Genomic DNA, 22,368 nt, shown 5'->3' on the forward strand with positions numbered 1-22,368 from the left:
GTTGATTGTTTCGCATCGCAGCATCCCTGGTGTTGTTATGCCCACTCACGATCTGCCCCAAAGCGTGGGGCAGATCTGACGTCATCATTGCGCTTGTTATCGGCCGGCCAATCTCACTCTTGAGCTTCGTAGAATGCGGCCGATCACGCCGGCAGCTCCCGGCGCGGCCTTGTCGTCTCTCGGCCGGGGCTCCACTGGGTCAGGCTGGTATCACTGACTTCCGTATCGGCCACGCGATAATGCTCCAGCGTCGACTCGAGCTTCTGCGCCTGACTCACCAGCGACTGCGAAGCGTTTGCCGTCTGCTGTACCAGGGCGGCATTCTGACTGGTGACCTGATCGAGCTCCGTGATCGCCTGATTGACCTGCTCGATACCACTACGCTGTTCCCGCGAGGCATTGGCGATCTCTTCCATCAGGCCGCTGACACTGGTCACCGAGGAAACGATCTCTTCCATGGCGCGGCCCGCCTGCTCGATCAGCGTGGCACCGCTGTTCACCTGTTCGCCCGAACCGGTGATCAGCCGGCGAATGTCTCGGGACGCCTCTGCGCTACGACTGGCCAGGTTGCGAACCTCTTCAGCGACAACCGCGAACCCGCGGCCGGCCGAACCGGCGCGTGCCGCTTCTACAGAGGCGTTCAGTGCCAAGATGTTGGTCTGGAAGGCGATGTTGTCGATCATGTCGACGATTTCCGCCATCTGGCGCGAGCCATCCTGGATTTGTGCCATCGTGGTCTCGATGTCCCGCATCATCTCGCCACCCTGTTGCGCGCGTTGACGCGTCTGAGACGCGGCCCGAGTGGCCGTTTCAGCGTTATCGGCATTGTGGCGAACAGTCTGGGTCAACTGCTCCATGCTGGACGCCGTTTCGACGATGGCAGCGGACTGCTGGTCGGTGCGCACTGCCAGATCCTGATTACCGCTGGCAATCTGGCCGGCACCGACATTGACCCATTCGGCGCTGGCACGAACGTCGGCGAATGTCCGAGATAGTCGCTGGCGCATGCTTTCGATCGTGAACAGCAGACTGTCTGTGTCCTTCGCCTTGAGAACCAGCGCCTGGGAGAAATCGCCCTCAGCGATCTTCTGGATACTCTTGCGAGCATGTCCGGGGTCACCACCCAGCCGTCCAAGAACATTGCGGATGACCCAGGCGACGATCAGTGATAGCAAACCGCCGATCGCGGCGATAAGCGCCAGATAGACAGCGGCGCCGTCTGCCAATACAGCGTCGATGTCATCGACGTAGACGCCCGTGGCAATCTGCCAGTCCCACTGCGGCACGCGCATGACGTAGCTGAGCTTGTCGTAAGTCTCATCGCCATCGCTACGACGCGAGGCGTAGGGGACGAGACCACCATCGGGTTGCTGGGCGGCCGCGAACATTTCGCGATAGAGATAGACGCCGTCGGGATCCTGATAGTCCCGCATGCTATCGCCCACCGCACGTCGCGGATGTTCGACGATCTCGAGGTTGGAATCGAACACGAAGATATAACCGTCGGCACCGAATCCCAGATGGGCAAGGGCGTTGCGCGCCTGCTGCTTGGCATCCGCTTCGGTCAATTCGCCGTTTTCCGACTGACTGACGTAGTTGTCGACCAACTGCTTGGCACTTCCGATGAAGTACTGGAGGCTCTGGACACGCTGCTCCACCAAATTCTCCCGCATGGAGTAGAGCGACCACCCCGCCACCATGATCAAACCGACCCACATCAACCCCAACGTGGCCCATAACTTGCGACGCATCGTCCACTCTCGAAAATTCAGCATGGCATCTTCACCTGGATTCTTTGATCGTCACCACGCCTGCCCCTATGGCGAAGCTGATGGTATTAGCGCGATAGAAGAGTTATCGGCTTAACGGGGATCAGCTTTATCTTTATTAGACCAAAGTCTCGAAAGTAAATGACTCCATGTCAGGCATAAAAAAACCGCAGCCCAGGGCTGCGGTTGATGTCTTTTATTGTTGCTGATTCATTCAACGACGGATAGATCAGGCGCTTTCGGCGGTTCGCTCGACGAGCTGCATCTCTTCGTGGGTCAGAAGCTTTTCAATATCGACCAGCACCAGCATGCGGTCCTCCAGGCTGCCGATACCGCTCAGATAATCCGACGATAGCGTAACCCCGAACTCCGGCGCCGGCTTGATCTGATCCGGTGCCAGACTCATAACGTCCGAGACACCATCCACGACGATACCCACGATGCGGTCATCGACATTGACCACGATCACCACCGTCTGACCGTCATATTCGACCTTGTCGAGATGGAACTTGAGCCTCAGGTCGATGATGGGAACGATAACCCCGCGTAGATTGGTGACCCCCTTGATGAAATCCGGCACGTTGGCGATCCGGGTGACGTTCTCGTAACCGCGAATCTCCTGCACCTTGAGGATATCGACCGCATACTCCTCATCGCCCAAGGAGAAGACCAGATATTCGCGGCTCGCGGCGTCGTTAACGACAGCGTTCATGCTCGCTTGCGTACTCATACTAGCGATACCTCTTGTAGGTTTTGACGTTTCGTCTCGTGGCGCTGCTGCGATTTGCGTCGATCGAGGCGATGAAGGTCGGCGATATCGAGAATCAGGGCAACGCTACCGTCGCCCAGGATAGTGGCTGCGGAAATACCCGGCACTTTGCGATAATTGGTTTCGAGGTTCTTGACCACGACCTGCTGCTGGCCGACCAGGTCATCGACCAGCAAAGCATAGCGGCGCCCCTCGCCCTGGACGATGACAGTGATGGCCTCGGTCAATTCGGTCTTGGCATTGGCCACGTCCAGGGCATGATGTAGCGCAATGATCGGCAGATATTCATCGCGTACCTTGAGCAGTTGATCGTCGCCCGCCATCGAGTAAATATCGTCGGGCTGCGGCTGCAACGATTCGAGCACCGCGTTGAGCGGCAGCAGGAAAGTTTCGCCACCACAGCGAATCGACATGCCATCCAGAATCGCCAACGTGAGCGGCAACACGATCCGGGTTGTCGTTCCCTGACCAGTTTTGCTCAGGATCTCGACATGCCCTCCCATGGCCTGGATATTTCGCTTGACGACGTCCATGCCGACGCCACGCCCGGAAACGTCACTGACCTGTTCGGCGGTCGAAAAACCGGGGGCGAAGATCAGTTGCCAGACGTCGTCGTCGCTCATCGCGTCGGTGACGGCGAGACCACTCGACCTGGCCTTGGCCAGAATCTTTTCCCGATTGAGCCCGGCGCCATCGTCGATCACTTCAATCAGAATATTCCCCCCCTGGTGCTGAGCAGACAGGGTGAGATGGCCGGTCGGCGATTTGCCGGAGGCTTCGCGCTTTTCCGGGGATTCCAGACCATGATCCAGGCTGTTGCGTACGAGGTGGGTCAAGGGGTCGATGATGCGCTCGATCAGGCTCTTGTCGAGCTCGGTGGACTTGCCCTCGGTGATGAGCTCGACGTCCTTGCCCAGCTTGGCAGCCAGATCGCGCACCAACCGAGGAAAGCGGCTGAACACATAATCCATCGGCATCATGCGAATCGACATCACCGACTCCTGCAGATCGCGAGCGTTGCGCTGCAGGAGGTTCATACCGTTGACCAGCGGCCCATGAGAAACGATGTCCAGATCACTGGCCGTCTGCTCGAGCATCGACTGGGTAATGATCAGCTCACCGACCAGGTTGATGATCTGATCGACCTTGTCGACCGGCACACGAATGGTATTGGACTCACCGCCTTTCGCGCTTTTGCCGCCAGACTTGGCTGCAGCCCGAGCCGGCGCAGCTTCAGCCTTGGCGGTCGCCTGGCCGGGCTTCTGTTCCTCAGGTATCTCGCGCGCGGGAGCTTCAACGGGCTTCGATTCCGTTGCCGCCGCTTCACCGGCGCCACCCTCGGCCGCAGGGACCTCATCGGCATGGATCGACAGCTGTTCCGGTTCGATGATGAAACAGAGAACTGCTTCTATGTCGCCCTGTGATTCGGTACTATCCAGGAGCACCTGATACCGAGCCGCATCACCCGACTGTGAGACGATCGTGCCGAAATGCTCGAGTTCGTCGACCAGCAGATCACGGTCCTTGTCATTGACTCCCGTCAGGGTGATAGCCAGTCGTCGGGTACTATTCTTGCCAGCATCGCCACCTTCCTGGTCATGTTCTGACACAGCGGGTAATTCCGCCGAGGGCTTCGGCTCCGCAGCAGCCGCCACTGCCGGCGCTGCGTCTCCTTGGCCAAGCTCATCCAACGCCATCTGCTGCAGGACGCGGGAGATCCGTTCGAACGCCTCGGCATCGGGCTCGCTGCCGTTGCGATAGGCATTCAACTGGTCATGAAGCATATCTTTGGTTTCCAGAAACGTGTCGACGATATCCCGTCGTAAAGTGAGCTCGCCACGCCGGGTATGGTCCAGCAAGTTCTCGAGCAGGTGGGTCGTTTCCTGCAAGACGGTGAACCCAAAGGTGCCCGCGCCTCCCTTGATGGAGTGCGCCGCGCGAAAGATCGCATTGAGCTCCTCGACATCGGGATCGTCGACATCGAGATCCAGCAGCAGGCGCTCCATATCTGCCAGCAGCTCTTCGGCTTCTTCAAAGAAAGTGTCGTAAAAATCAGAAATGTCCATGAGCACCTGCCATAGAAGCCCTGCCAAAAGGGCGTGAACGCGTTTTCATCAACCCGCAGAATTCGGTCCGGCCGCACTGCCACCGTTACCGTCACTAATGCTATCTCAAACCTTGCCACCGTCACCGCCCGGATCACTACTGCCGACGTTATCCGCCAAGGGCGTCGCGAAATCGGAAGGCAGCGGCGTTTTCTCCTGCTGCTCGATCGCCTTAGCCGCCCGGTTATCCAGCACCACGATACTGATCCGGCGGTTCACATCGTCGCTGGGGAGCGTATTCGGCAGGGTAATACGCGATCCCATGCCGGCGACTCTCAATAGCTTGTCAGGCGCCAAGCCTGCCGCAATCAGCTCACGTCGCGAGGCATTGGCGCGATCGGCGGACAGTTCCCAGTTACTGTATCCCTTTTCCCCACCGGCATAAGGAAGATCATCGGTGTGACCACTAATACTGATGGGATTGGGCATTTCGTTGAGCACGGGGGCGATTCGACTCAGGATCTTCTGCATGTAGGGCTCGAGACGATCGCTACCGAGTTCGAACATCGGCCGCTTGTCGCTGTCGACGATCTGCACGCGTAATCCCTCTGGCGAGAAATCCATCCGCAGCTGCGAACTCAGCTCCCTGAGCTGCGGATCGCTCTGGATCACGCTCTGCAGACGATCGCGCAGATTGCGCAAGTTGCGCTGTTCGTCACTCGAACGCGTCTGCTCCTGCACATTCACACGTCGCACTTCACCATCGGTCTTGGTGGGATTGTCGCCCCCCCCAGGTATGGCACTGGTGCTCGCCGTTGACTTGTCGCCGCCCGTCAAAGCTACCGCCAATGGCGTTCGGAAGTACTCGGCGATATGCTCCAACTGGCTCGGGGTGGCCGTGGAAAGAATCCAGAGAACTAGAAAGAGTGCCATGAGCGCGGTCATGAAATCGGCGTAGGCGATCTTCCAGGACCCACCATGATGCGCCGCTGCCTGGACCCGCTTGCGCTTGATGACAAGCGGGCGTCGCTCACCACCGCTACTCATGACCCATCCGTCCCCGTGCTGCGCAATGTCTGACCGCTGGAGCGAACATGTTCCTCGAGCTCGCTGAACGACGGCCTAACTGCGGTGAACAGCGCCTTGCGGCCGAATTCGACCGCCAGCTGCGGTGCCAAGCCATTGAGACTGGCCAGCAGCGTTACGCGAATGCATTGCAGCATTTTGGTCGCTTCGCCTACCTGAAGATTGATGTGATGCGCCACGGGTGTCACGAAACCGTAAGCCAACAGAATGCCGACGAAAGTGCCGACCAACGCCTGCGCGATCATCTGCCCCATGACACCGGCACCCTGATCTGCTGCACCCAGCGCATGCACGACCCCCATGACCGCGGCCACGATACCGAAGGCGGGAAGACCGTCGCCGACGGCCGACAGCGAGTGCGCGGGAAGCTCTGCTTCATGCTGAAAAGTTTCGATTTCGTGCTCCATTAGCGCATCGATTTCGAACGGATCCATATTGCCGCTGACCATCAGGCGCAGGTAATCGGTCATGAACGCCATGATCATCGGATCCGAGAGTATCTTCGGATAATCCGCGAAGATCGCGCTGTCCTGCGGCGAGTCGATATCACGTTCAATGGCGAGCATGCCATCACGACGCGCCTTGGTCAGAAGCCGGTACTGAAGCGCCATCAGCTCCATGTACATCATCTTGTTGTAGCGCTTGGTGCGTTTGAGCTTGGAAAAAGACCGCAAGGTGGCCTTGATCGCCTTGCCGTTGTTGGCGCACACGAACGCTCCCAGTGCGGCACCGACGATCATGACGAACTCGGCCGGCTGTACCAGAGCACCAAGATGCCCGCCAATGGAGGCGTAGCCACCGAACACACTACCCAAGACGATGATGTAGCCCAATAGAATCAGCACGGAAATGCTCCCGAATACAGTGCGTGGCGAACGTGATAACTGTATCGGCAGCCGAAGCGTTGCTCTTGAGGGTAGAAATATAAGAAAAGCATGATCCGTCGAAAACGACGTCGCCTGGTGGGCATCAACGAGGAATCCATACGAAAAAAGCGGGCCCATTGGCCCGCTTCACGGTGACACGCTCAACCTAGACGGCCAAGCGATCCGCCAGCGATATCTCTATCGGGACGAACATTGGCACTGGCGATGACTTCGACATTGCCTTGGCCTTGCGGGTCTTCCCAGCACGTGACGGCGGCTGACAGATGCCACAGACGTAGTCGTGTGACGGGCTGTGTGCGTGTGCCACGAAATCGCCCTTACAAGTCTTGCAGCGAGAAAACTGTAGAAGATCGCTCTCAAAAAACCGCACCAGCGTCCATGCGCGCGTCAAGCCCAGCGTGGGCTCCACCCCATCAAGTTCAACCTGCTCGAGATACAGACGATAGGCCTTGACGAACGCAGGCATCCGCTTGCAACCCAACTCCTCACTGAGGCGGCGATAGACATTGTAGAACAGCGATGAATGAATATTGGGTAGCCAGGTAATGAACCAGTCAGCAGAAAACGGCAGCATACCTTTCGGTGGAGACATGCCTCTGACTTCTTTATATAGCTTGATCAAACGCCCGCGACTCAGGTCCGTCTCGGTCTCGAGAACCTGCAGCCGTGCGCCCAACTCGATCAGCTCGATGGCCAACTGTACCTGAAGCATTTCCGCAACGAGGCTCTTGTCCGCCATGGATCAGCTCCCCTGCCGAGTGGAAAACTTAACGCGACCCGCGCCGGCCATCAACAATGAGGCATGGGTCTGTTCGAGCCCCTGGGCTCGCGGATTGTGAATCAGAAGATTGAGCTGCTCTGCGTCCGTGAATCGCAGATTACAAAGCAACTGATTAGCCCGCGAAAGTTGGGTCAACTGTTTAATCGACAAACGAATAATGGTATCTGCGAGGTCGGCATTCATATCAAGTCGAAACATCGCCGATTCACGATCCTCGTTCAGCAAGCGCTGAACCAGAAGCAGATAGGAAAGATTGAGATCTTGAATGTCGTCCAGGAGACTGTTCGGGGCCATTGTTCGATTCCCTGCGTATGGTGTTATTGGCTTCCATTGATTGAAAGCTCCGGTCGTCACAGCCACCAAGGTAGCTACATCAGTTCTTTATGATGTAGCTAGTTTGCGACTTTTTGATGAAAAAAAGCAAGCTTTGTTACCAAATTTATAGATGAGTAACGAGACAGCGAAGATCTCTTTCATCGCATATCAGTTTAACTGATTGATCTTATAAGAAATATTTCGAAACAGAGTTCCGAAGACGCTGCTACCATTGAAAACAAATAAGCCTACAGAACACATTGAATAACAAATACGTTGAATTTTACGATCAGAAATCAACGCTAAACCCGATGCTCTCCACCTGCCGAATGGTCGATCTGGCCGATCCATACCAGCAATTCTGCTATGACTTGATAAAGCGACTCCGGGATACGCGTATCAAGATCGACCTGCATTAGCAGTGCAACCAGTTCGGGTGAGTCATGCACGAAAATGCCTTCCTGATGCCCGAGCTCGATGATGCGATCGGCCAGATTGCCGTAACCTTTGGCAACGACCCTAGGGGCATCCGTACGCTCGCCGCTGTACGCCATGGCGACGGCACGTCGTCGGGCATCCGCGGTTCTGTCGCTATCGTTCACGATGATTCGCTCCCAACGCTATCTCTGCCTGCATTCCCAGCGTGGTCAGACGTTCGCGCAAAGAATCAATCTCCCGCTGGACACGGTCCCGAGTTGATGCTTCGGCAGGATCGATCTCCACGTGTAGCGCAGTCGCCTGTCGCGCTCGAAAAGTGATATCGACAACTCCCAGTGTGGGCAACCGAATCTGAACCTCTGCACGCCACTCGCCATGGCTTTCCTCACCCTGCCATGGCAAGCGATCGTCGGCCTCGACGTCATCGTCGAAAGCCGGGTCGCGGGGCAACTCCGACAAGAGCAGAGTCATAGGAACCCCTGGCCAAAGTTGCCCTTCCCAGCGCAGGTTGGGCGTCACGATCAGTTCCAACTGGTGCCTCACTATTGTCTGCAATGCATCCGAGGATTGCTGCGACAGCTGGTGCGCACGAGACATGGCTTGTGACGCCGTTGTGTCCGATGCGCCGCCCGACAAAGACGAACCTTCTCCGAGGAAACCTGCTGCTGAAAAGGACTGGGACAGGCGTGATCCCACATCCCCGGCGACTCTTGTACCCGTGCTCTCACCAAGGTTGGGCGTGGTGGAGGTCGAGCCAGCGACGGCATTCGTCTTCAAAGGGCTATGCGTCGAGCCGGGTAGGCCATGATGCAACGAAGCCCGACCGTGGCTACCGGTCAGCCCCGAAGCCAGCGGCCCCGACATGAATGTGAATGGCACTGGCGTGGACAACATCGATGTCGGCGTGAAAGGGCGAAAAGTCAGACTCAACCAGGCCTGGGGCTCGCGCATCAGTGCAGACCGGGGATATTGACCCGACATCCAGCGTTGCAGGTGAGATTCGTAGAAAGCGCCGCTCTCGCGCACACTTTGAGATAGGGCCGAGGCCAGTGAATCAGCGCCGTCCGCGGGCTGGAGCAGAAGCGAGCCGAGAGGCCGAACCGATGCTGTCTGAGTAGCGGGAAAGCGGGAAAGTAGATCGGCAATCTTCATTGCCGTCGGGCTCAAGTGCAGTTGCGATGAAGAGAGGCCGGCTTGGCTGGGAAGCGGAGCTGGCGTAGAGGGAGTCTCTCGGCCGGCCGCAGCGGAAGTAGCCACGACCCGCTCCCCGCCCTGCTGGTGTAGCCGGGAATCGCTACGAGCCGGCTGAATCGCATCCGAGGATGTCGCAGCCGATACCGGCAATGGCTGGTCCTTGATGACCGGCGTATCGACTCTCTTGCCGAGAACCTGATGCAACAGGGTGTCGATTATCGGCGTAATGCCGCTCACGTGCGCTCGTCGGTCGATACTGCGCGCAGTCGTGATGCAATGCTGCCACGCCCCGCCTGATACGCCTGTCCCAGCGCCTGCTGCCGGCGAGAGCTCCCGATGAGATGACTCAACTCTTCGCGCCGAGATTCCAGCAAACGCCGAGTCTCGGCGTCCTGCGTCAGAATCTGCTCGAGCAGGCCGAATTTCTGGTCACGCTCCGAATCGACCAACGGCTGCACGTCATCCAGAGATCTCACTCGCTGCAGAGACACCACGTATCCAGCCTCGCACTGAACCAGTGATTCCCACTCCTGCTCCCGCGCCAAGCCCAGCATCTGGCTCGACACCTCAAGCAATTGACGGTATTGCTCGATGACCGACGAGGCTGATGTCATTCGATTACACTCCCCCGACCATGTCAGTTGGCACGTGCCGAAGTCCACGCCAACCGGAGCCAATGTTTTCGAGAAGTGACGCGGCCTGATCCAGAGCCGCCATATCGTCACGCAAATTGGCCTGTAGCAGCAGCCGAGCAACGTAGTCGTAGAGCTGACCCAGATTATCGGCGATATCACCGCCTTTCTCATGGTCCAGCGCCGCGGCCAGACCATTGTTGACGATGTCGATCGCTTTGGAGATAGCCACGCCCTTGGCCGCTCGATTACCGTCCTGCATGTGCAGACGGGCACTGGCGATAGACGCCTGGACACCATCGAAAAGCATGACGATCAGCTGGTGGGGGTCGGCGGACATGACCGCCGATTCAACCCCAACCCGCGCGTACGCGCCTGCGCCCCGTCGTGAATTCATCATCGTTGAGACCTATTACTGTTTGGTTTGCGCGCTCAAGGCGTCGAACTGTTGGGTCAGATAATCACTGGTGGAGTTCATCTGAGAAACCAGAGAGTCCAGACTGGCGAATTGCGTTCGATAACGGGCAACCGTGGCATCGATAGATTCCTGGGTCCGGGCGTATCGGTCACTCAATCGCTCCAGCGTGGAATCGATACCATCAGTGGCAATCTGCAACAAGCCTCCATCGTCGAGAATGCCGCCCATGGTGTCATCGATACTGGCGGACATACCGCCTTTCCCATCGACGCCGGCAAAAAACTGGCTGACCGCGTCACTGTCGGTTGAAATTGCCGCATTCAGCTTGTCGTCATCGACTTTCAGCGTGCCGTCGAGCTGTCGCTCGATGCCCAGATCCGACAACATCGACAGCGCGCCGTCACCATCGCTATAACCGAGCGCACCACGCAGACGGGATTCGATGCTGCGCATGGTCGAGTTGCCCAGCAGCACACCGGCGGATTCTGATTCTGAGTCGTAGGAGGTAAGACTGTCGGACGTACTCTGAAAGCTGTTATAGGCTGTGACGAAGGCCTTGACCGCCTTGGTCATCGACGCCGTGTCCTTGGACACGCTGAGCGTTTCCGCCCCCTCCGTGATCGAAGTCAGGTTGAACGTGACGCCCTCGAGCGCGCCTTCGACCGTGTTGGATTGGCTGGTGATCGAAATGCCATTGACTTCCAGCTTGGCATCTTGGGCGGATACAGTTTCATTGAATCCGAATAGGCCGTCACCATCGCTCACTTCAATCGCCGACTGCGTTCCCGTTTCTTCGGACGTGAGCGTCAGCTGGTATTCAGAGCCATTGAAGACAATCGAAGCGGTCGCGCCGGTATCCGCCTTATTGATCGAGTCCCGGATATCTTCCAGCGAGTCGTCACTCCCAATGACGATGTCGATTCTGGCACCCTCACCAACGCTAATTCCCAAAGTGCCGGTTTTCCCCAACGCCTCGGTTTTCTCTGCACCCAGACCTGCCGAAGCCAATGACTGAGCCTGCGCAAGGCTCGACACCGAGACCTGATAACGCCCCGCGACCGCATCACCCGTGGTAGTGGCCGTAACGGCATCGCCTGTCATCGAACTGGTGACAGCCGCAAAGGTCTCGGGATCGCTCAACTTGTTCGCGGCATCACGCAACGCGGTCAAGGAGCTCTCGAGCGAGCCGAAGGCGGATAACTTGGTCTTGTAGCTCTGCTGCTGAGCGACGATCGGCGTGAGCTTCTGTTTTTCCGCATCTTCCAAGTCATCGAGCAATCCGCTCAAATCCAGCCCGGAACCGATTCCCAGCGACGATATAGTAGCCATGTAACCTCTCTATGCCTGGCGCACTTTGTAACACGACGATCACGACGACAGGCGCCGATTAGGCGCACTTTAATGCCTCAGTTTCCTGATCGGCTGTTACCGGAGAAACTTTAGCAATGGCTGATCTTCTTTTTCGCCCTCCCCAATCCCGGGAAACACCAACCTTGGGTGGTCAGGGAGCCACCGGATAAGCGATCATAGGCCACCCACAATTTCGCTACTCTCTGGAGAAGACATGGACGCAACCTCCCTGCAGGCCAATTATCGCTTGTGGCAGCGTTTTCAGCGCCAGGAACAGTTGAGCCGCGAACATCAGGCCGCTCTACGCAAACTAGCGGAAACCGGGGCGATGGCATCACGTGTCACCGAAGCCTACCGCAGCATGGCCGACCGTGGTGCCAAGGAAGGCGCCAGCTACCGCGCCCTGTTTCAGCGCCAGCGCGAGAATGGCGACAATCTAGCCTGCGAGGGCTGGTTGTTCGTGCGTCGCGTCCTCGCGGAAGGCGGCACCACCCGCATTCGAGCCACGCTGTTCGAATCCTTCACACTGGAAGAGGGTGAAATCACACCCTCCCCGGAAATCCCGAAGAAAATCACACTGGATATTTACGACGAATTGCTGGTCCAGAAAAGTATGACACTGGGCTGTCGCACCGATCGCCACGACGATGAACGAGACACGCGCTTCATTACCTTCCTGGACAGCGTCCGCGGCGATCTGCACCAGTACCTGTAACGGCCCGCTCGGAAACCGGCTCCGGCTTGCGGATTCCGATCGGCAAACGCTTTTGATTCGACCCTGGGAGATTTTTCGATGGCCAATACACCTCACCCTTCCAAAGTCCATTTTTCGGCGCTGCCGCTGGAAAATCTGGACGGCGTCAGCGGCATTGTGCAACCGGTGGCCAAGACACAGTCCGTGACCCTGGAAAGCTCTGCCACCATGCTGGTTACCGACTTCAGTGTCAGCCATCCCTACACTCTGCCCACCGGCAGCACGATTGAGCAAGCGCGGGAGACCATGAAGCAGGCTGGCGTCGGTCTACTGATGCTGATCAACGCCAGCACCACCTTTACTGGCGTGATCAATGCCCACGAGCTGATTGGAGGCCGCCGCATCACATTGGCCATGCAGAAACACCAGATCGGCCGCGACGAGGTCACCGCCGAGATGATCCAGACGCCACGTAGCGAGTTGCATTCACTGTCCTACGCCAAAATTTCGCATGCCAGCGTGGGCGATCTGGTCGAGACGCTCAAGACGTCGGGTGACCAGCACGTTCTGATCACCGAACCCGACGGTAGTGGCGCCTCACAGATTCGCGGCATCATTTCGGCGTCCAATATCAGCCGCGCGCTGGGCGTCAATCTGAACCATCTGCCAGAGGCCCGGACATTCTCGTCGATCTGTCATGTCATCCTCGGCCACGACCTCTGATGCTGTCATGAGTGTCGCGACAAGAGACTCACCATCTTCCATTCTGGTGATCTACACCGGTGGCACAATCGGGATGCGCAATAGCGACCGGGGTCTGGTGGCCGCTGGCGATTTCGGCACCCGAATGGCGGCGGCGCTATCGGCGCTACCGCCCGGTCGGCGAAGCGAGCTTCCCGACTACGTCGTCTGGGAATCGCCCGCTCCGATCGATTCCAGCAGTGCCACGCCTGAAGACTGGGCAACGCTGGCGGCGCTGATTGCCGAGCGCTATCAGGACCACGCCGGTTTCGTGGTGATCCACGGTACCGACACTCTGGCGTGGTGCGCTTCCAGCCTGGCCTTTCAGCTGCAAGGCTTGACCAAGCCGGTCATCGTGACGGGCTCCCAGAAGCCGCTGGAGTCAGACGACAGCGACGCCATCACCAACCTGGAAGCCTCGCTGGCTTTTGCGGCACAGACCGCCGTGAGAGAAGTGTGCGTGAGCTTCGGAGGCCACCTGCTGCGGGGATGCCGAGCGAGAAAATGGTACACTCAGGACGCGTTGGGGTTCGAAAGCCCGAACTGGCCACTGCTGGGTGAAATGGTGGACCACTGTCCGATCATCTACACCCCACGCTGTTGGCCAGCGCGCGGCGCGCCACGTTTCGAGCTGGACTCCGGCCGCCCCCCTGTCGTCATTCGACTGGCTTTGTGGCCCGGCATTCGAGCTCAGGACGTGGCTCGATGGCTGGAAGATGATTCTCTTCGCGGTGTCGTCATCGAGTGCTGGGGAAGCGGCAATCTGCCAGAAGATGACGCCTTGCTCGGCGTCCTGGCTCGCGCGAGTGCCGAGGGCAAGGTCATGGTTGCCGTCAGCCAATGCCCTGTCGGGGGCATCAACCCCGGTGCCTACGCAACCGGTCAGACGCTCAAGGAGATCGACATTCTATCCGGCGATGACATGACCCCCGAGGCCGCTCACAGCAAACTCACCCACCTGCTTGGCCGAGATCTGTCTCGAGAGGATCTGAGACATAGACTACTAACCTCTCTCGTCGGCGAGCGAGGGTTCTTCACTCCGTAAGCGAACTACACGAATCAGTGACCACCTTGGACCCTTTGCAGGCTCCAGACCGTTTGCACGCCACAGGTTACCCGCATGACAACCTCGACTTCATCCAGCGCTTCCACACCGGTCGTCGTGATCTATTCCGGCGGGATGGATTCCTACACGGTACTACATCGCGCCATCCGCGGTGGTTACGACGTTCACGCATTGTCGTTTCACTATGGGCAGCGCCACGCTCGCGAACTCGACGTCGCGCGACGTGTCTGCACCAACCTCGGCCTCTCGCATCGAGTCGTCGATATTCGAGCCATTCATCAGTTGATCGGCAACTCGGCGTTGACCGATAGCGAACGGGCCATGCCGAAAGCGGACTACGCCGAAGACAACCTGGCCGATACCGTCGTACCCAATCGCAACATGATTCTCCTCTCGCTGGCGATCGGCTATGCGGTCAATATCGACGCGCCGATCTGCTTTTACGGCGCTCACGGTGGCGATCACGTTCTTTACCCCGACTGTCGGCCGGCATTCGTCGATCGCATGAACGATGTCGCCGCGATCGCCAATTTCGAGGCGGTCAAGATCGAAGCGCCCTACTTGCATAGCGATAAAGCCCAGATTCTTGCCGACGGCGTCGAGATGGGTCTCGACTACGCCGACACCTGGACCTGCTATCTGGGGCAAGAAATGGCATGCGGTGAATGCGGCAGCTGCCGGGAACGCCTCAATGCTTTCGCCCAGTTGGGAATGATTGACCCGATTCCCTACGTCTCGCGCTGACAGCAAGCTTTTCGGCATGCGTTGGTGACCCGAAGCGGAATGCTCACACGACGATAAACCAGGCTCTGTTCCAGTAAATCAATCTGCCAAGTCAACGACGGGCAAGTCACAGCCCGGCGAATCAGAGCCGGGAAAACCGAACCCTGGATCGATCCAGCACGGAATCATGCATGTACAGCGTCAAAGAAGCCTTCTACACCTTGCAAGGGGAAGGCGCTCAGGCCGGTCGGGCCAGCGTCTTCTGCCGATTCACAGGCTGCAACTTATGGTCTGGCCGGGAACGAGATCGCGCCGGTAGCCAGTGCACCTTCTGCGATACCGACTTCGTCGGAACCGACGGCCAGAACGGCGGCCAATTCGCCGATGCCGCGACTCTAGCGTCGCATCTCGAACGGCTGTGGCCGATGACCGCATCGGGCAGGCATCGACGCTATGTAGTCTTCACCGGCGGTGAGCCGCTGTTGCAGCTGGATAAGACATTGATCGAAGCAATGCACGCCAGAGGCTTCGAAATCGCCGTCGAGACCAATGGCACACTCCCGGCTCCGGCAGGCATCGACTGGATCTGCGTCAGCCCCAAGCGCGACAATGCCCTGCGTCAGACGCAAGGGGACGAGTTGAAACTGGTCCACCCGCAAGCGGGCGTTGATCCCCAGACCTTTGTCGAGCTGAATTTCACTCACTTCTTTCTGCAGCCGATGGACCTCGCCCCCGGCGCCATCGTTACCGATGGAAGCCCGATGGAAGCCACCGTCGATTACTGTATGCACCATCCACAGTGGCGACTATCACTGCAGACTCACAAGATCGCGGGGATCGATTGATGACCCTGTTCGTCAATAATCTAACCAATATCGATGCATCGATCTGGTCTCCTCAGCGGGGCCTGAGCGGTGCCAGCTGGCACGTCGACGTCGAACTCGACGGCGAGCTGGGCGAGGATGGCATGCTGTTCGACTTTGGCGAGGTCAAGCCATGGATCAAGTCACGTCTGGATGGTGGACTGGATCATACCCTGCTCGTGCCGACCCAGGCCGCGGGTGTCAAGATCGAGGAATGCAGCGAAGGACTGCACATGGCTGCCGAACTTCCATTTCCCTTCGAGTTACGTGCGCCCCGCCAGGGCTTCACGCTATTTCCCTGGGGCGAAGTAACCGCGGAACGTCTGGGAGCGCATCTCAGCAGCGAACTCAGCAAACGCCCGCCACCGCGTGTCGAAGCAATCCGCGTTCGTCTTCGCGAGGAGCTCGTCGATGGCGCCATCTATAGTTACAGCCATGGCCTCAAGCATCACAAGGGCAACTGCCAGCGAATCGCCCATGGGCATCGCTCCCACCTCAGAATCTGGCGGGACGGCCAGCGCGACTCCGAGCTCGAAATGGTCTGGGCTCAGCGTCTGGACAATGGCTATCTCGTCGACGAGGCCGACATCGTCAATCCTCGGCGCAAGGACGATATCATGCGAGTACGATATCGCTCCGCGCAGGGGCAATTCCAGCTTCATCTGCCGAAGGAGCGCTGCCACACCCTCTCCGCGCCAACCACCGTCGAGAACATTGCGACCTGGCTCGCCCAGCAGATCGCGCTGTCCACTGGCGCACATATCCGCGTGCAGGCATTCGAAGGGATCGACAAGGGCGCGCTAGCAGAAAGCCGAGGAACGCCCGTTGTTGGCTAGACTGGCCAGAATAAGTCAGTCGCCATTAGCGAAGCTGCCAACGATGAAACTGAAATGGGTGAGGCTAGACCGCGCCAGCCTCACCCTGAAAAGGAGACCTAAATGAGCTGCCGCGCTGGCTGTGGCGCCTGTTGTATTGCGCCCTCGATCACTTCGCCGATACCCGGCATGGCAGAAGGAAAACCTGCCGGGGTTCGCTGCGTTCAACTAGACGGCAGCAACCTGTGCCGTCTGTTCGGCGATCCACGACGACCCGATGTCTGCCAGCGCTTCGATTATGATCCCGAACTATGCCTCGATAACCGTGAGCAGGCGCTGACCGTGTTGACGCAATGGGAGCGCGCCACCCGCTAGACGCACGTCAGGGCTACCGCTGTCTCATCGATTCACCTCCGCGCGAGGAAAGGCGAACCAGCACCAGGGCTCACACTCTCCCGAGAAAAACTTCAAGAAAGCTTCGGACATGCGGCCCAGGATCTCGATGACGGTTTCCCAGTAATGAACCGTCTCGCGCTCTCGATACGCGGCGCGCGCATGCTCGAAAAACGTCTGACAGTGATTCCATTGCTCGGCGACGATGAAGCCTTCCTTCCGCGTAACGCCAACTGCTGCGGCAGTCCCTGTGGAATTGCCGTGGATGCAAAATAGCGGATAACAGCCGTTGAAGAATCCTCCCGACTTACGGTTGGGATACCGTTTAGCCAGAAAGGTCGCCAGGGATGAAGCAAGGCCGCACTCGCCTTATTGGGGCGCGTGCGGCCTTATGGGTACATCAATCTACCAAGACTTCAGTTCCGCTCGATATCGGCTTCGTCCTGTAGCGTTTGACTTAGCCCCTGGATGACGATCTGCGCTTGAAGACGCTGAGCCAGTCGAGTCGCAAAGTCCGCATCGTCGGCGCTGGCATCCCCAGCCTGGACCAATTCGACACCGACGATAGCCACGCCGTTCTGACTATCGACTTGGCCCCAGACCATGTTATCGGCCTGCGGATGCGGAAGACGGAACGCCTCCTGACGAATGGCTTCCGGCACGCTATCGGCATCCCGGGTCACAGCGTCGGCCTGCTGCCAGTCCAGGTCCGATACGCTCTTGCCATCGCGCAACGACTCTACCGCCTCGGTCGCGAGCGCCTTGAGCGCCTGCTGAGTCTGCTGGGATTTGACCGCAGCCATGACCTGATCCCTCACCGCGTCGAGCGGTAACGTGCTGGCATCGCGATGATCCAGGACGTGCAGCACGACACGCTGCTGGGTATCCGTCTCGATCACGTCACTATTATAGCCGTCTTCCTTGACGTCGGAAGAGAATGCAGCGGCGGCGGCGTCCGGGTTGGCGAGCACGCCTTCACCACCGGCATCCTGGGAAAACCAATCGCTGGTCTGAACCTTCAAGCCCAGGTCACTGGCGACGGTCGAAAGATCATCCGCCTCGTAAGCATCGTCAGTGAGCTTCTGGACTCGCTCGTTGAACAATGACTGAGACTGCTCGAGCTTGACCTGCTGTGTCAGCGCCTCGCGGTCTTCCTCGAACGATGGAATATCGACGCCAGTGACCTTGATCAGATGAAGCCCGTACTGGGTCTGCACGACTTTAGACACCTGACCCGGATCGAGCGAAAACGCCGCATCGTCGAACTCGTCCCCGAAAAATCCTTTCTGAATGGCGCCAAGGTCACCACCCTTGTCGGCCGATGATTGATCGTCAGAGTATTCACGCGCCAGAGCGGCAAAATCTTCGCCCTTATCGAGCTTCGCCGTCACCTCGGCCAAGCGGTCGCGAGCCTCCTGTTCAGTACGATCATCACCGAAAGTCACCAGAATATGAGACACGTCGCGCGGCGCTTCCGCGCGAGCCTTGTCGTAGGCCTGCTGCAACTGGTCACCGGTAACATCGACATCCTTGGCGACGTCTTCCTGGTTCAGCACGAGATAGTTGACCTTGACCTGCTCGGGCCGACGATAATCCTGCTGATGTTGATCATAGTATTGCTGCAGGTCGGCATCGCTAGGCGCCACGGGTTGCGAGAGATCCGCTGGCGTCAGCTGGGCATAACGGAAGGTCCGCTGTTGCTGTTGCAACGCGGCCAGACGCTGTTTCTCTGCCGGCAGCATGAATGTCGATGCGGCTAACCCCTGCTGAACCTGGCGCCTCAAGGTGTCGGCGCGCAGCTCACGGCGAAATGAGGAAGGTGTATAGCCGGCCTGAGCCAGACGGTTGGTGAACAACTCGTCGGAGAAACGACCGTCCTGATCCTGAAACTCGGGCAGCGACACGATCAATCGATCAAGTTGGCCTTCCGAGATATGAAGGCCGCCTTCGCTGGCATATTGATCCAGCGTACGCTGGCGAATCAGCTGATCGAGTACCTGACCGCGAAACTGTCGCTCCTGCTCGGGTGGAACCTGTCCTGAACGAATGCCTCGCTGGACCTGCGTTTCCACCGCCTGACGACTGATGGACTCGCCATTGACGGTCGCCACATCGTTACTTCCGGAAGAGAAGTAGCTGACCAGAGATTCCGCGCCAAAAAGCGCGAAAGTCACGATGATGGCCCCGACGATGACTTTTGCCACCCACCCCTGGGAGCCCTCACGAATTCGTTGCAGCATGCTGTCCTCGCATGTCGATTACCCAATATTGCGCGCGTATCGTACACCGTCTTGCCACGATGGCGCACCCACGCACACGACATTGATGATCCATGCTGCAAAGGCCCCGCCCTTGCAGTACGACAATAAAAAAGCGCATCGCTGAGGCGATGCGCTTATGTTTGCGGGCTTCCATCAACCGGGAGGCTTGAACCTGCCGCGGCGACCGGAATGTCGACCCGCGCGACGGAGCGAAACTTAGTTCACCGCGTCTTTGAGCGCCTTGCCTGCCTTGAAGCTCGGCACTTTGGCAGCGCTGATGTCGATCGGCTTGCCAGTCTGCGGGTTACGGCCGGTACGCGCTGCACGCTCCTTGACCGCAAAAGTCCCGAACCCTACCAATGCTACGGAATCGCCCTTCTTCAGGCTGTCGGACACGGACTCAATCATCGCGTCGAGTGCACGCGTGGCAGCCGCCTTGGGAATATCGGCAGACGCAGCAATGGCTTCAATCAGCTCGGATTTATTCACGCTTCACCCCTTGACTATATACGAAATTAGCAGGACATCGATGCGCAATCGGAAACGCGATCACGTTCCGATCACTATCAAAACAGGTGGGCATTTTATAGCAATGCCGAGATTCCACTGTCAATCAAGATCGTCAGAAAAACCGCGTCATATCGGGCCTGACGCATGAAATTTGCGCATCGACAAAATCAATGTGTGCTGACATTGGTTTGCGAAGAAGCTACATCTTCAGCGATCTTGTCATCGTCGTCGATAGGATTCATCAAGGCCGTTGACAACACATCATCAATCCACTTAACCGAACGAATGTCCAATGCATTCTTGATATTGTCAGGCACCTCTTTGAGGTCCCGACGATTCTCTTCCGGTATGAGTACGGTCTTTATACCACCGCGCCGTGCAGCCAGCAATTTCTCCTTGAGCCCGCCGATTGGCATGACCTCGCCGCGCAGATTGACTTCACCCGTCATCGCGACGTCACAACGCACCGCACGTCCGGTATAGGCCGAAACCATTGCCGTGACCATTCCCACGCCGGCACTCGGCCCATCCTTAGGGGTCGCCCCTTCGGGAACGTGAATATGCAGATCTTCTTTCTCGAAGCGCTCAGGGTCGATACCGAACTGGCGCGCGCGCGCGCGCACCACGGTATGCGCGGCACTGACAGACTCCTTCATGACATCGCCCAACGAGCCAGTCTTGTTGACTCGTCCCTTGCCAGGGGTCACCACGGACTCGATGTATAGCAACTCGCCACCTACCGAAGTCCACGCCAGTCCGGTAACGCGGCCGACCTGGTGCTCCTGGTCCGCTAGACCATAACTGTAGCGTCGAACGCCCGCGTAGCGCTCGATATCATCCGCGGAGAGAGTTACCCCGGTCTGCGCACCCTGGCCCTTCTCCGCTTCGAGACGTTCGCGAAGTACCTTGCGGCTTACCTTCGCGATCTGTCGCTCGAGTTCGCGCACCCCGGCTTCTCGGGAATAGTAACGGATCAGCTCGAGGATAGACTCGTCACCGAATGCCAGCTCGCCGTCCTTCAAACCATTGGCCTTGATCTGCTTTGGAATCAGATAGCGCTTGGCAATGGCGAGCTTCTCGTCCTCGGTATAACCGGGAAGGCGAATGACTTCCATTCGATCCAGCAAGGGTCCCGGGATATTCATCGAGTTGGCGGTGCAGATGAACATCACGTCAGACAGGTCGTAATCAAGCTCGAGATAATGATCGTTGAACTTGTCGTTCTGCTCGGGATCCAGCACTTCGAGCAGCGCCGAGGAAGGATCGCCCCGGTGGTCCATGCCGATCTTATCGACTTCATCGAGGAGGAACAGCGGATTGCGCACGCCGGCCTTGCTCATGCGCTGAATCAACTTGCCAGGTAGAGAACCGATGTAGGTGCGCCGATGGCCGCGAATTTCGGATTCGTCACGCACGCCACCCAAGGCCAGACGAACGTATCGCCGATTCGTCGCGCGGGCGATTGACTGGCCGAGCGACGTCTTGCCGACACCGGGAGGGCCGACAAGGCATAGCACCGGCCCCTTGAGCTTCTTGACCCGCTTCTGAACGGCAAGATACTCGAGGATCCGTTCCTTGACCTCTTCCAGGCCATGATGATCTTCGTCGAGCACCTTGGCGGCATGCGGAAGGTCGTGCTTTACCCGCGTCCGCTTTTTCCAAGGCACGGAGAGCACCCAGTCCAGGTAGGAGCGCACCACCGTCGCTTCGGCAGAAGTCGGCGACATCATCTTGAGCTTACCGAGCTCCTGATTGGCCTTGTCGACAGCCTCCTGGGGCATTCCAGCTTCCTGAATGCGCTGCTCGTATTTTTCTGCCTCGTTGGGAACGTTCTCGAGTTCGCCCATCTCTTTCTGGATGGCCTTCATCTGCTCGTTGAGATAGTACTCGCGCTGAGACTTCTCCATCTGGTCCTTGACCCGCGAACGGATGCGCTTCTCGACTTGCAGCAGATCGATTTCGGACTCAATCAGTGTCATCAGATGCTCGACACGATCGCGAACGCGATCCATCTCGAGCAACTCCTGCTTGTCGCCGATCTTCAACGACAGGTGCGCACAGATCGTATCGACGAGTCGGCTCGGATCCTCGATCTCCTGCAACGAGGAGAGTACCTCGCTGGGGACTTTCTTGGACAACTTGACGTACTGTTCGAACTGGTTAAGCAGCACGCGAACCAACGACTCCTGCTCGCGCTCGCTCAACGGCTCGCTATCGCGGGCTACAGCTTGCGCGCTGATGAAGCCATCTTCATCTTCCAGCACTTGCTGGATATCCGCTCGAAAGCTCCCTTCGATCAATACCTTAACGGTACCGTCGGGCAATTTGAGCAACTGCATGATGTCGGCGACCGTACCGATGCTGAAAAGATCGTCGACACCGGGATCGTCATGGGCCGCTTCGCGCTGAGCGACCAGCAGCACGCGCTTGTCGTGCTCCATCGCCGTTTCCAACGCGCGGATCGACTTCTCGCGCCCTACGAATAACGGGATGACCATCTGCGGATAGACCACCACGTCACGCAGCGGCAAGAGCGGAAGCTTGAGTGTCTGGTCAGAGCTCTTCGCCATTACAGCAATTCCTCGACTAACTTAGGATGGATGAGCCACCAGAGCGGC

At 58.2% G+C, this 22,368-nt stretch carries 22 protein-coding genes; 7 read left to right on the forward strand and 15 right to left on the reverse strand.

What is annotated here, in order from left to right:
* Positions 1-143: 143 nt before the first annotated feature.
* From DOM27_RS12180 to fliD, 12 genes are all read right to left on the reverse strand, one after another.
* Positions 144-1,775, reverse strand: a complete 1,632-nt coding sequence (locus DOM27_RS12180; protein WP_245392696.1) for a methyl-accepting chemotaxis protein — start codon at positions 1,773-1,775, stop codon at positions 144-146.
* Between the two features lie 223 nt (positions 1,776-1,998).
* A complete protein-coding gene (locus DOM27_RS12185; protein ID WP_245392697.1) occupies positions 1,999-2,481 on the reverse strand; it encodes a chemotaxis protein CheW in 483 nt (160 codons plus the stop codon).
* A 14-nt stretch (positions 2,482-2,495) separates the two neighbouring features.
* Complete coding sequence (gene cheA / locus DOM27_RS12190) at positions 2,496-4,604, reverse strand: chemotaxis protein CheA (RefSeq protein ID WP_110656230.1); 2,109 nt, start codon at positions 4,602-4,604, stop codon at positions 2,496-2,498.
* A gap of 105 nt (positions 4,605-4,709) precedes the next feature.
* Positions 4,710-5,630 carry a flagellar motor protein MotB gene (motB, locus tag DOM27_RS12195; protein WP_110656231.1) on the reverse strand — a complete coding sequence of 307 codons (921 nt, stop codon included), beginning with the start codon at positions 5,628-5,630 and terminating at the stop codon, positions 4,710-4,712.
* Positions 5,627-6,514, reverse strand: a complete 888-nt coding sequence (motA, locus tag DOM27_RS12200) for a flagellar motor stator protein MotA (RefSeq protein ID WP_110656232.1) — start codon at positions 6,512-6,514, stop codon at positions 5,627-5,629. Before motA ends, motB begins: the two co-directional genes overlap by 4 nt.
* A 187-nt stretch (positions 6,515-6,701) precedes the next feature.
* On the reverse strand, positions 6,702-7,295 hold the full coding sequence (gene flhC / locus DOM27_RS12205) for a flagellar transcriptional regulator FlhC (RefSeq protein ID WP_110656233.1): 594 nt from the start codon (positions 7,293-7,295) through the stop codon (positions 6,702-6,704).
* 3 nt (positions 7,296-7,298) lie between these two features.
* The gene (flhD, locus tag DOM27_RS12210; protein ID WP_110656234.1) at positions 7,299-7,631 is read right to left on the reverse strand and encodes a flagellar transcriptional regulator FlhD; all 333 of its coding nucleotides are present in this window, start codon (positions 7,629-7,631) and stop codon (positions 7,299-7,301) included.
* A 323-nt stretch (positions 7,632-7,954) separates the two neighbouring features.
* Complete coding sequence (locus tag DOM27_RS12215) at positions 7,955-8,206, reverse strand: EscU/YscU/HrcU family type III secretion system export apparatus switch protein (RefSeq protein ID WP_110656470.1); 252 nt, start codon at positions 8,204-8,206, stop codon at positions 7,955-7,957.
* Positions 8,207-8,243: 37 nt separating this feature from the next.
* The gene (gene fliK / locus DOM27_RS12220) at positions 8,244-9,521 is read right to left on the reverse strand and encodes a flagellar hook-length control protein FliK (protein WP_110656235.1); all 1,278 of its coding nucleotides are present in this window, start codon (positions 9,519-9,521) and stop codon (positions 8,244-8,246) included.
* Entirely contained in the window at positions 9,518-9,898 is a 381-nt protein-coding gene (gene fliT / locus DOM27_RS12225; protein WP_110656236.1) for a flagellar protein FliT, read from the reverse strand. Before fliT ends, fliK begins: the two co-directional genes overlap by 4 nt.
* Positions 9,899-9,902: 4 nt before the next feature.
* The gene (gene fliS, locus DOM27_RS12230) at positions 9,903-10,313 is read right to left on the reverse strand and encodes a flagellar export chaperone FliS (protein ID WP_110656237.1); all 411 of its coding nucleotides are present in this window, start codon (positions 10,311-10,313) and stop codon (positions 9,903-9,905) included.
* Between the two features lie 15 nt (positions 10,314-10,328).
* The gene (fliD, locus tag DOM27_RS12235) at positions 10,329-11,663 is read right to left on the reverse strand and encodes a flagellar filament capping protein FliD (protein ID WP_110656238.1); all 1,335 of its coding nucleotides are present in this window, start codon (positions 11,661-11,663) and stop codon (positions 10,329-10,331) included.
* Positions 11,664-11,898: 235 nt separating this feature from the next.
* Here fliD and DOM27_RS12240 point away from each other — a divergent pair, with 235 nt between their 5' ends.
* The 7 genes from DOM27_RS12240 (at position 11,899) to DOM27_RS12270 (ending at position 16,961) form a co-directional block, all read left to right on the forward strand.
* Entirely contained in the window at positions 11,899-12,399 is a 501-nt protein-coding gene (locus tag DOM27_RS12240; RefSeq protein WP_110656239.1) for a hypothetical protein, read from the forward strand.
* Between the two features lie 78 nt (positions 12,400-12,477).
* Entirely contained in the window at positions 12,478-13,101 is a 624-nt protein-coding gene (locus tag DOM27_RS12245; RefSeq protein WP_110656240.1) for a CBS domain-containing protein, read from the forward strand.
* Between the two features lie 7 nt (positions 13,102-13,108).
* Complete coding sequence (locus DOM27_RS12250) at positions 13,109-14,164, forward strand: asparaginase (RefSeq protein ID WP_110656241.1); 1,056 nt, start codon at positions 13,109-13,111, stop codon at positions 14,162-14,164.
* 75 nt (positions 14,165-14,239) lie between these two features.
* The gene (queC, locus tag DOM27_RS12255; protein WP_110656242.1) at positions 14,240-14,929 is read left to right on the forward strand and encodes a 7-cyano-7-deazaguanine synthase QueC; all 690 of its coding nucleotides are present in this window, start codon (positions 14,240-14,242) and stop codon (positions 14,927-14,929) included.
* 170 nt (positions 14,930-15,099) lie between these two features.
* Positions 15,100-15,753 carry a 7-carboxy-7-deazaguanine synthase gene (queE, locus tag DOM27_RS12260; RefSeq protein ID WP_110656243.1) on the forward strand — a complete coding sequence of 218 codons (654 nt, stop codon included), beginning with the start codon at positions 15,100-15,102 and terminating at the stop codon, positions 15,751-15,753.
* Positions 15,753-16,607 (forward strand): 6-carboxytetrahydropterin synthase, encoded by an 855-nt coding sequence (locus DOM27_RS12265; protein WP_110656244.1) that lies wholly within the window; start codon positions 15,753-15,755, stop codon positions 16,605-16,607. The genes queE and DOM27_RS12265 overlap by 1 nt, the downstream gene beginning before the upstream one ends.
* Before the next feature lie 102 nt (positions 16,608-16,709).
* A complete protein-coding gene (locus tag DOM27_RS12270) occupies positions 16,710-16,961 on the forward strand; it encodes a YkgJ family cysteine cluster protein (RefSeq protein WP_110656245.1) in 252 nt (83 codons plus the stop codon).
* A gap of 434 nt (positions 16,962-17,395) precedes the next feature.
* Here the strand turns inward: DOM27_RS12270 and DOM27_RS12275 are convergent, their stop codons facing one another.
* The 3 genes from DOM27_RS12275 to lon all read right to left on the reverse strand — a co-directional run bounded on the left by DOM27_RS12275 (position 17,396) and on the right by lon (position 22,320).
* Positions 17,396-19,219, reverse strand: coding sequence for a SurA N-terminal domain-containing protein (locus DOM27_RS12275; protein ID WP_110656246.1), 1,824 nt, complete (start codon positions 19,217-19,219; stop codon positions 17,396-17,398).
* 237 nt (positions 19,220-19,456) lie between these two features.
* Positions 19,457-19,729 (reverse strand): nucleoid-associated protein HU-beta, encoded by a 273-nt coding sequence (gene hupB, locus DOM27_RS12280; protein WP_075562051.1) that lies wholly within the window; start codon positions 19,727-19,729, stop codon positions 19,457-19,459.
* Between the two features lie 188 nt (positions 19,730-19,917).
* On the reverse strand, positions 19,918-22,320 hold the full coding sequence (lon, locus tag DOM27_RS12285; RefSeq protein ID WP_110656247.1) for an endopeptidase La: 2,403 nt from the start codon (positions 22,318-22,320) through the stop codon (positions 19,918-19,920).
* Between the last annotated feature and the right edge of the window lie 48 nt (positions 22,321-22,368).

Origin of the sequence: Salinicola halimionae (genome assembly GCF_003206065.1) — a bacterium.
Taxonomy (GTDB): domain Bacteria; phylum Pseudomonadota; class Gammaproteobacteria; order Pseudomonadales; family Halomonadaceae; genus Salinicola; species Salinicola halimionae.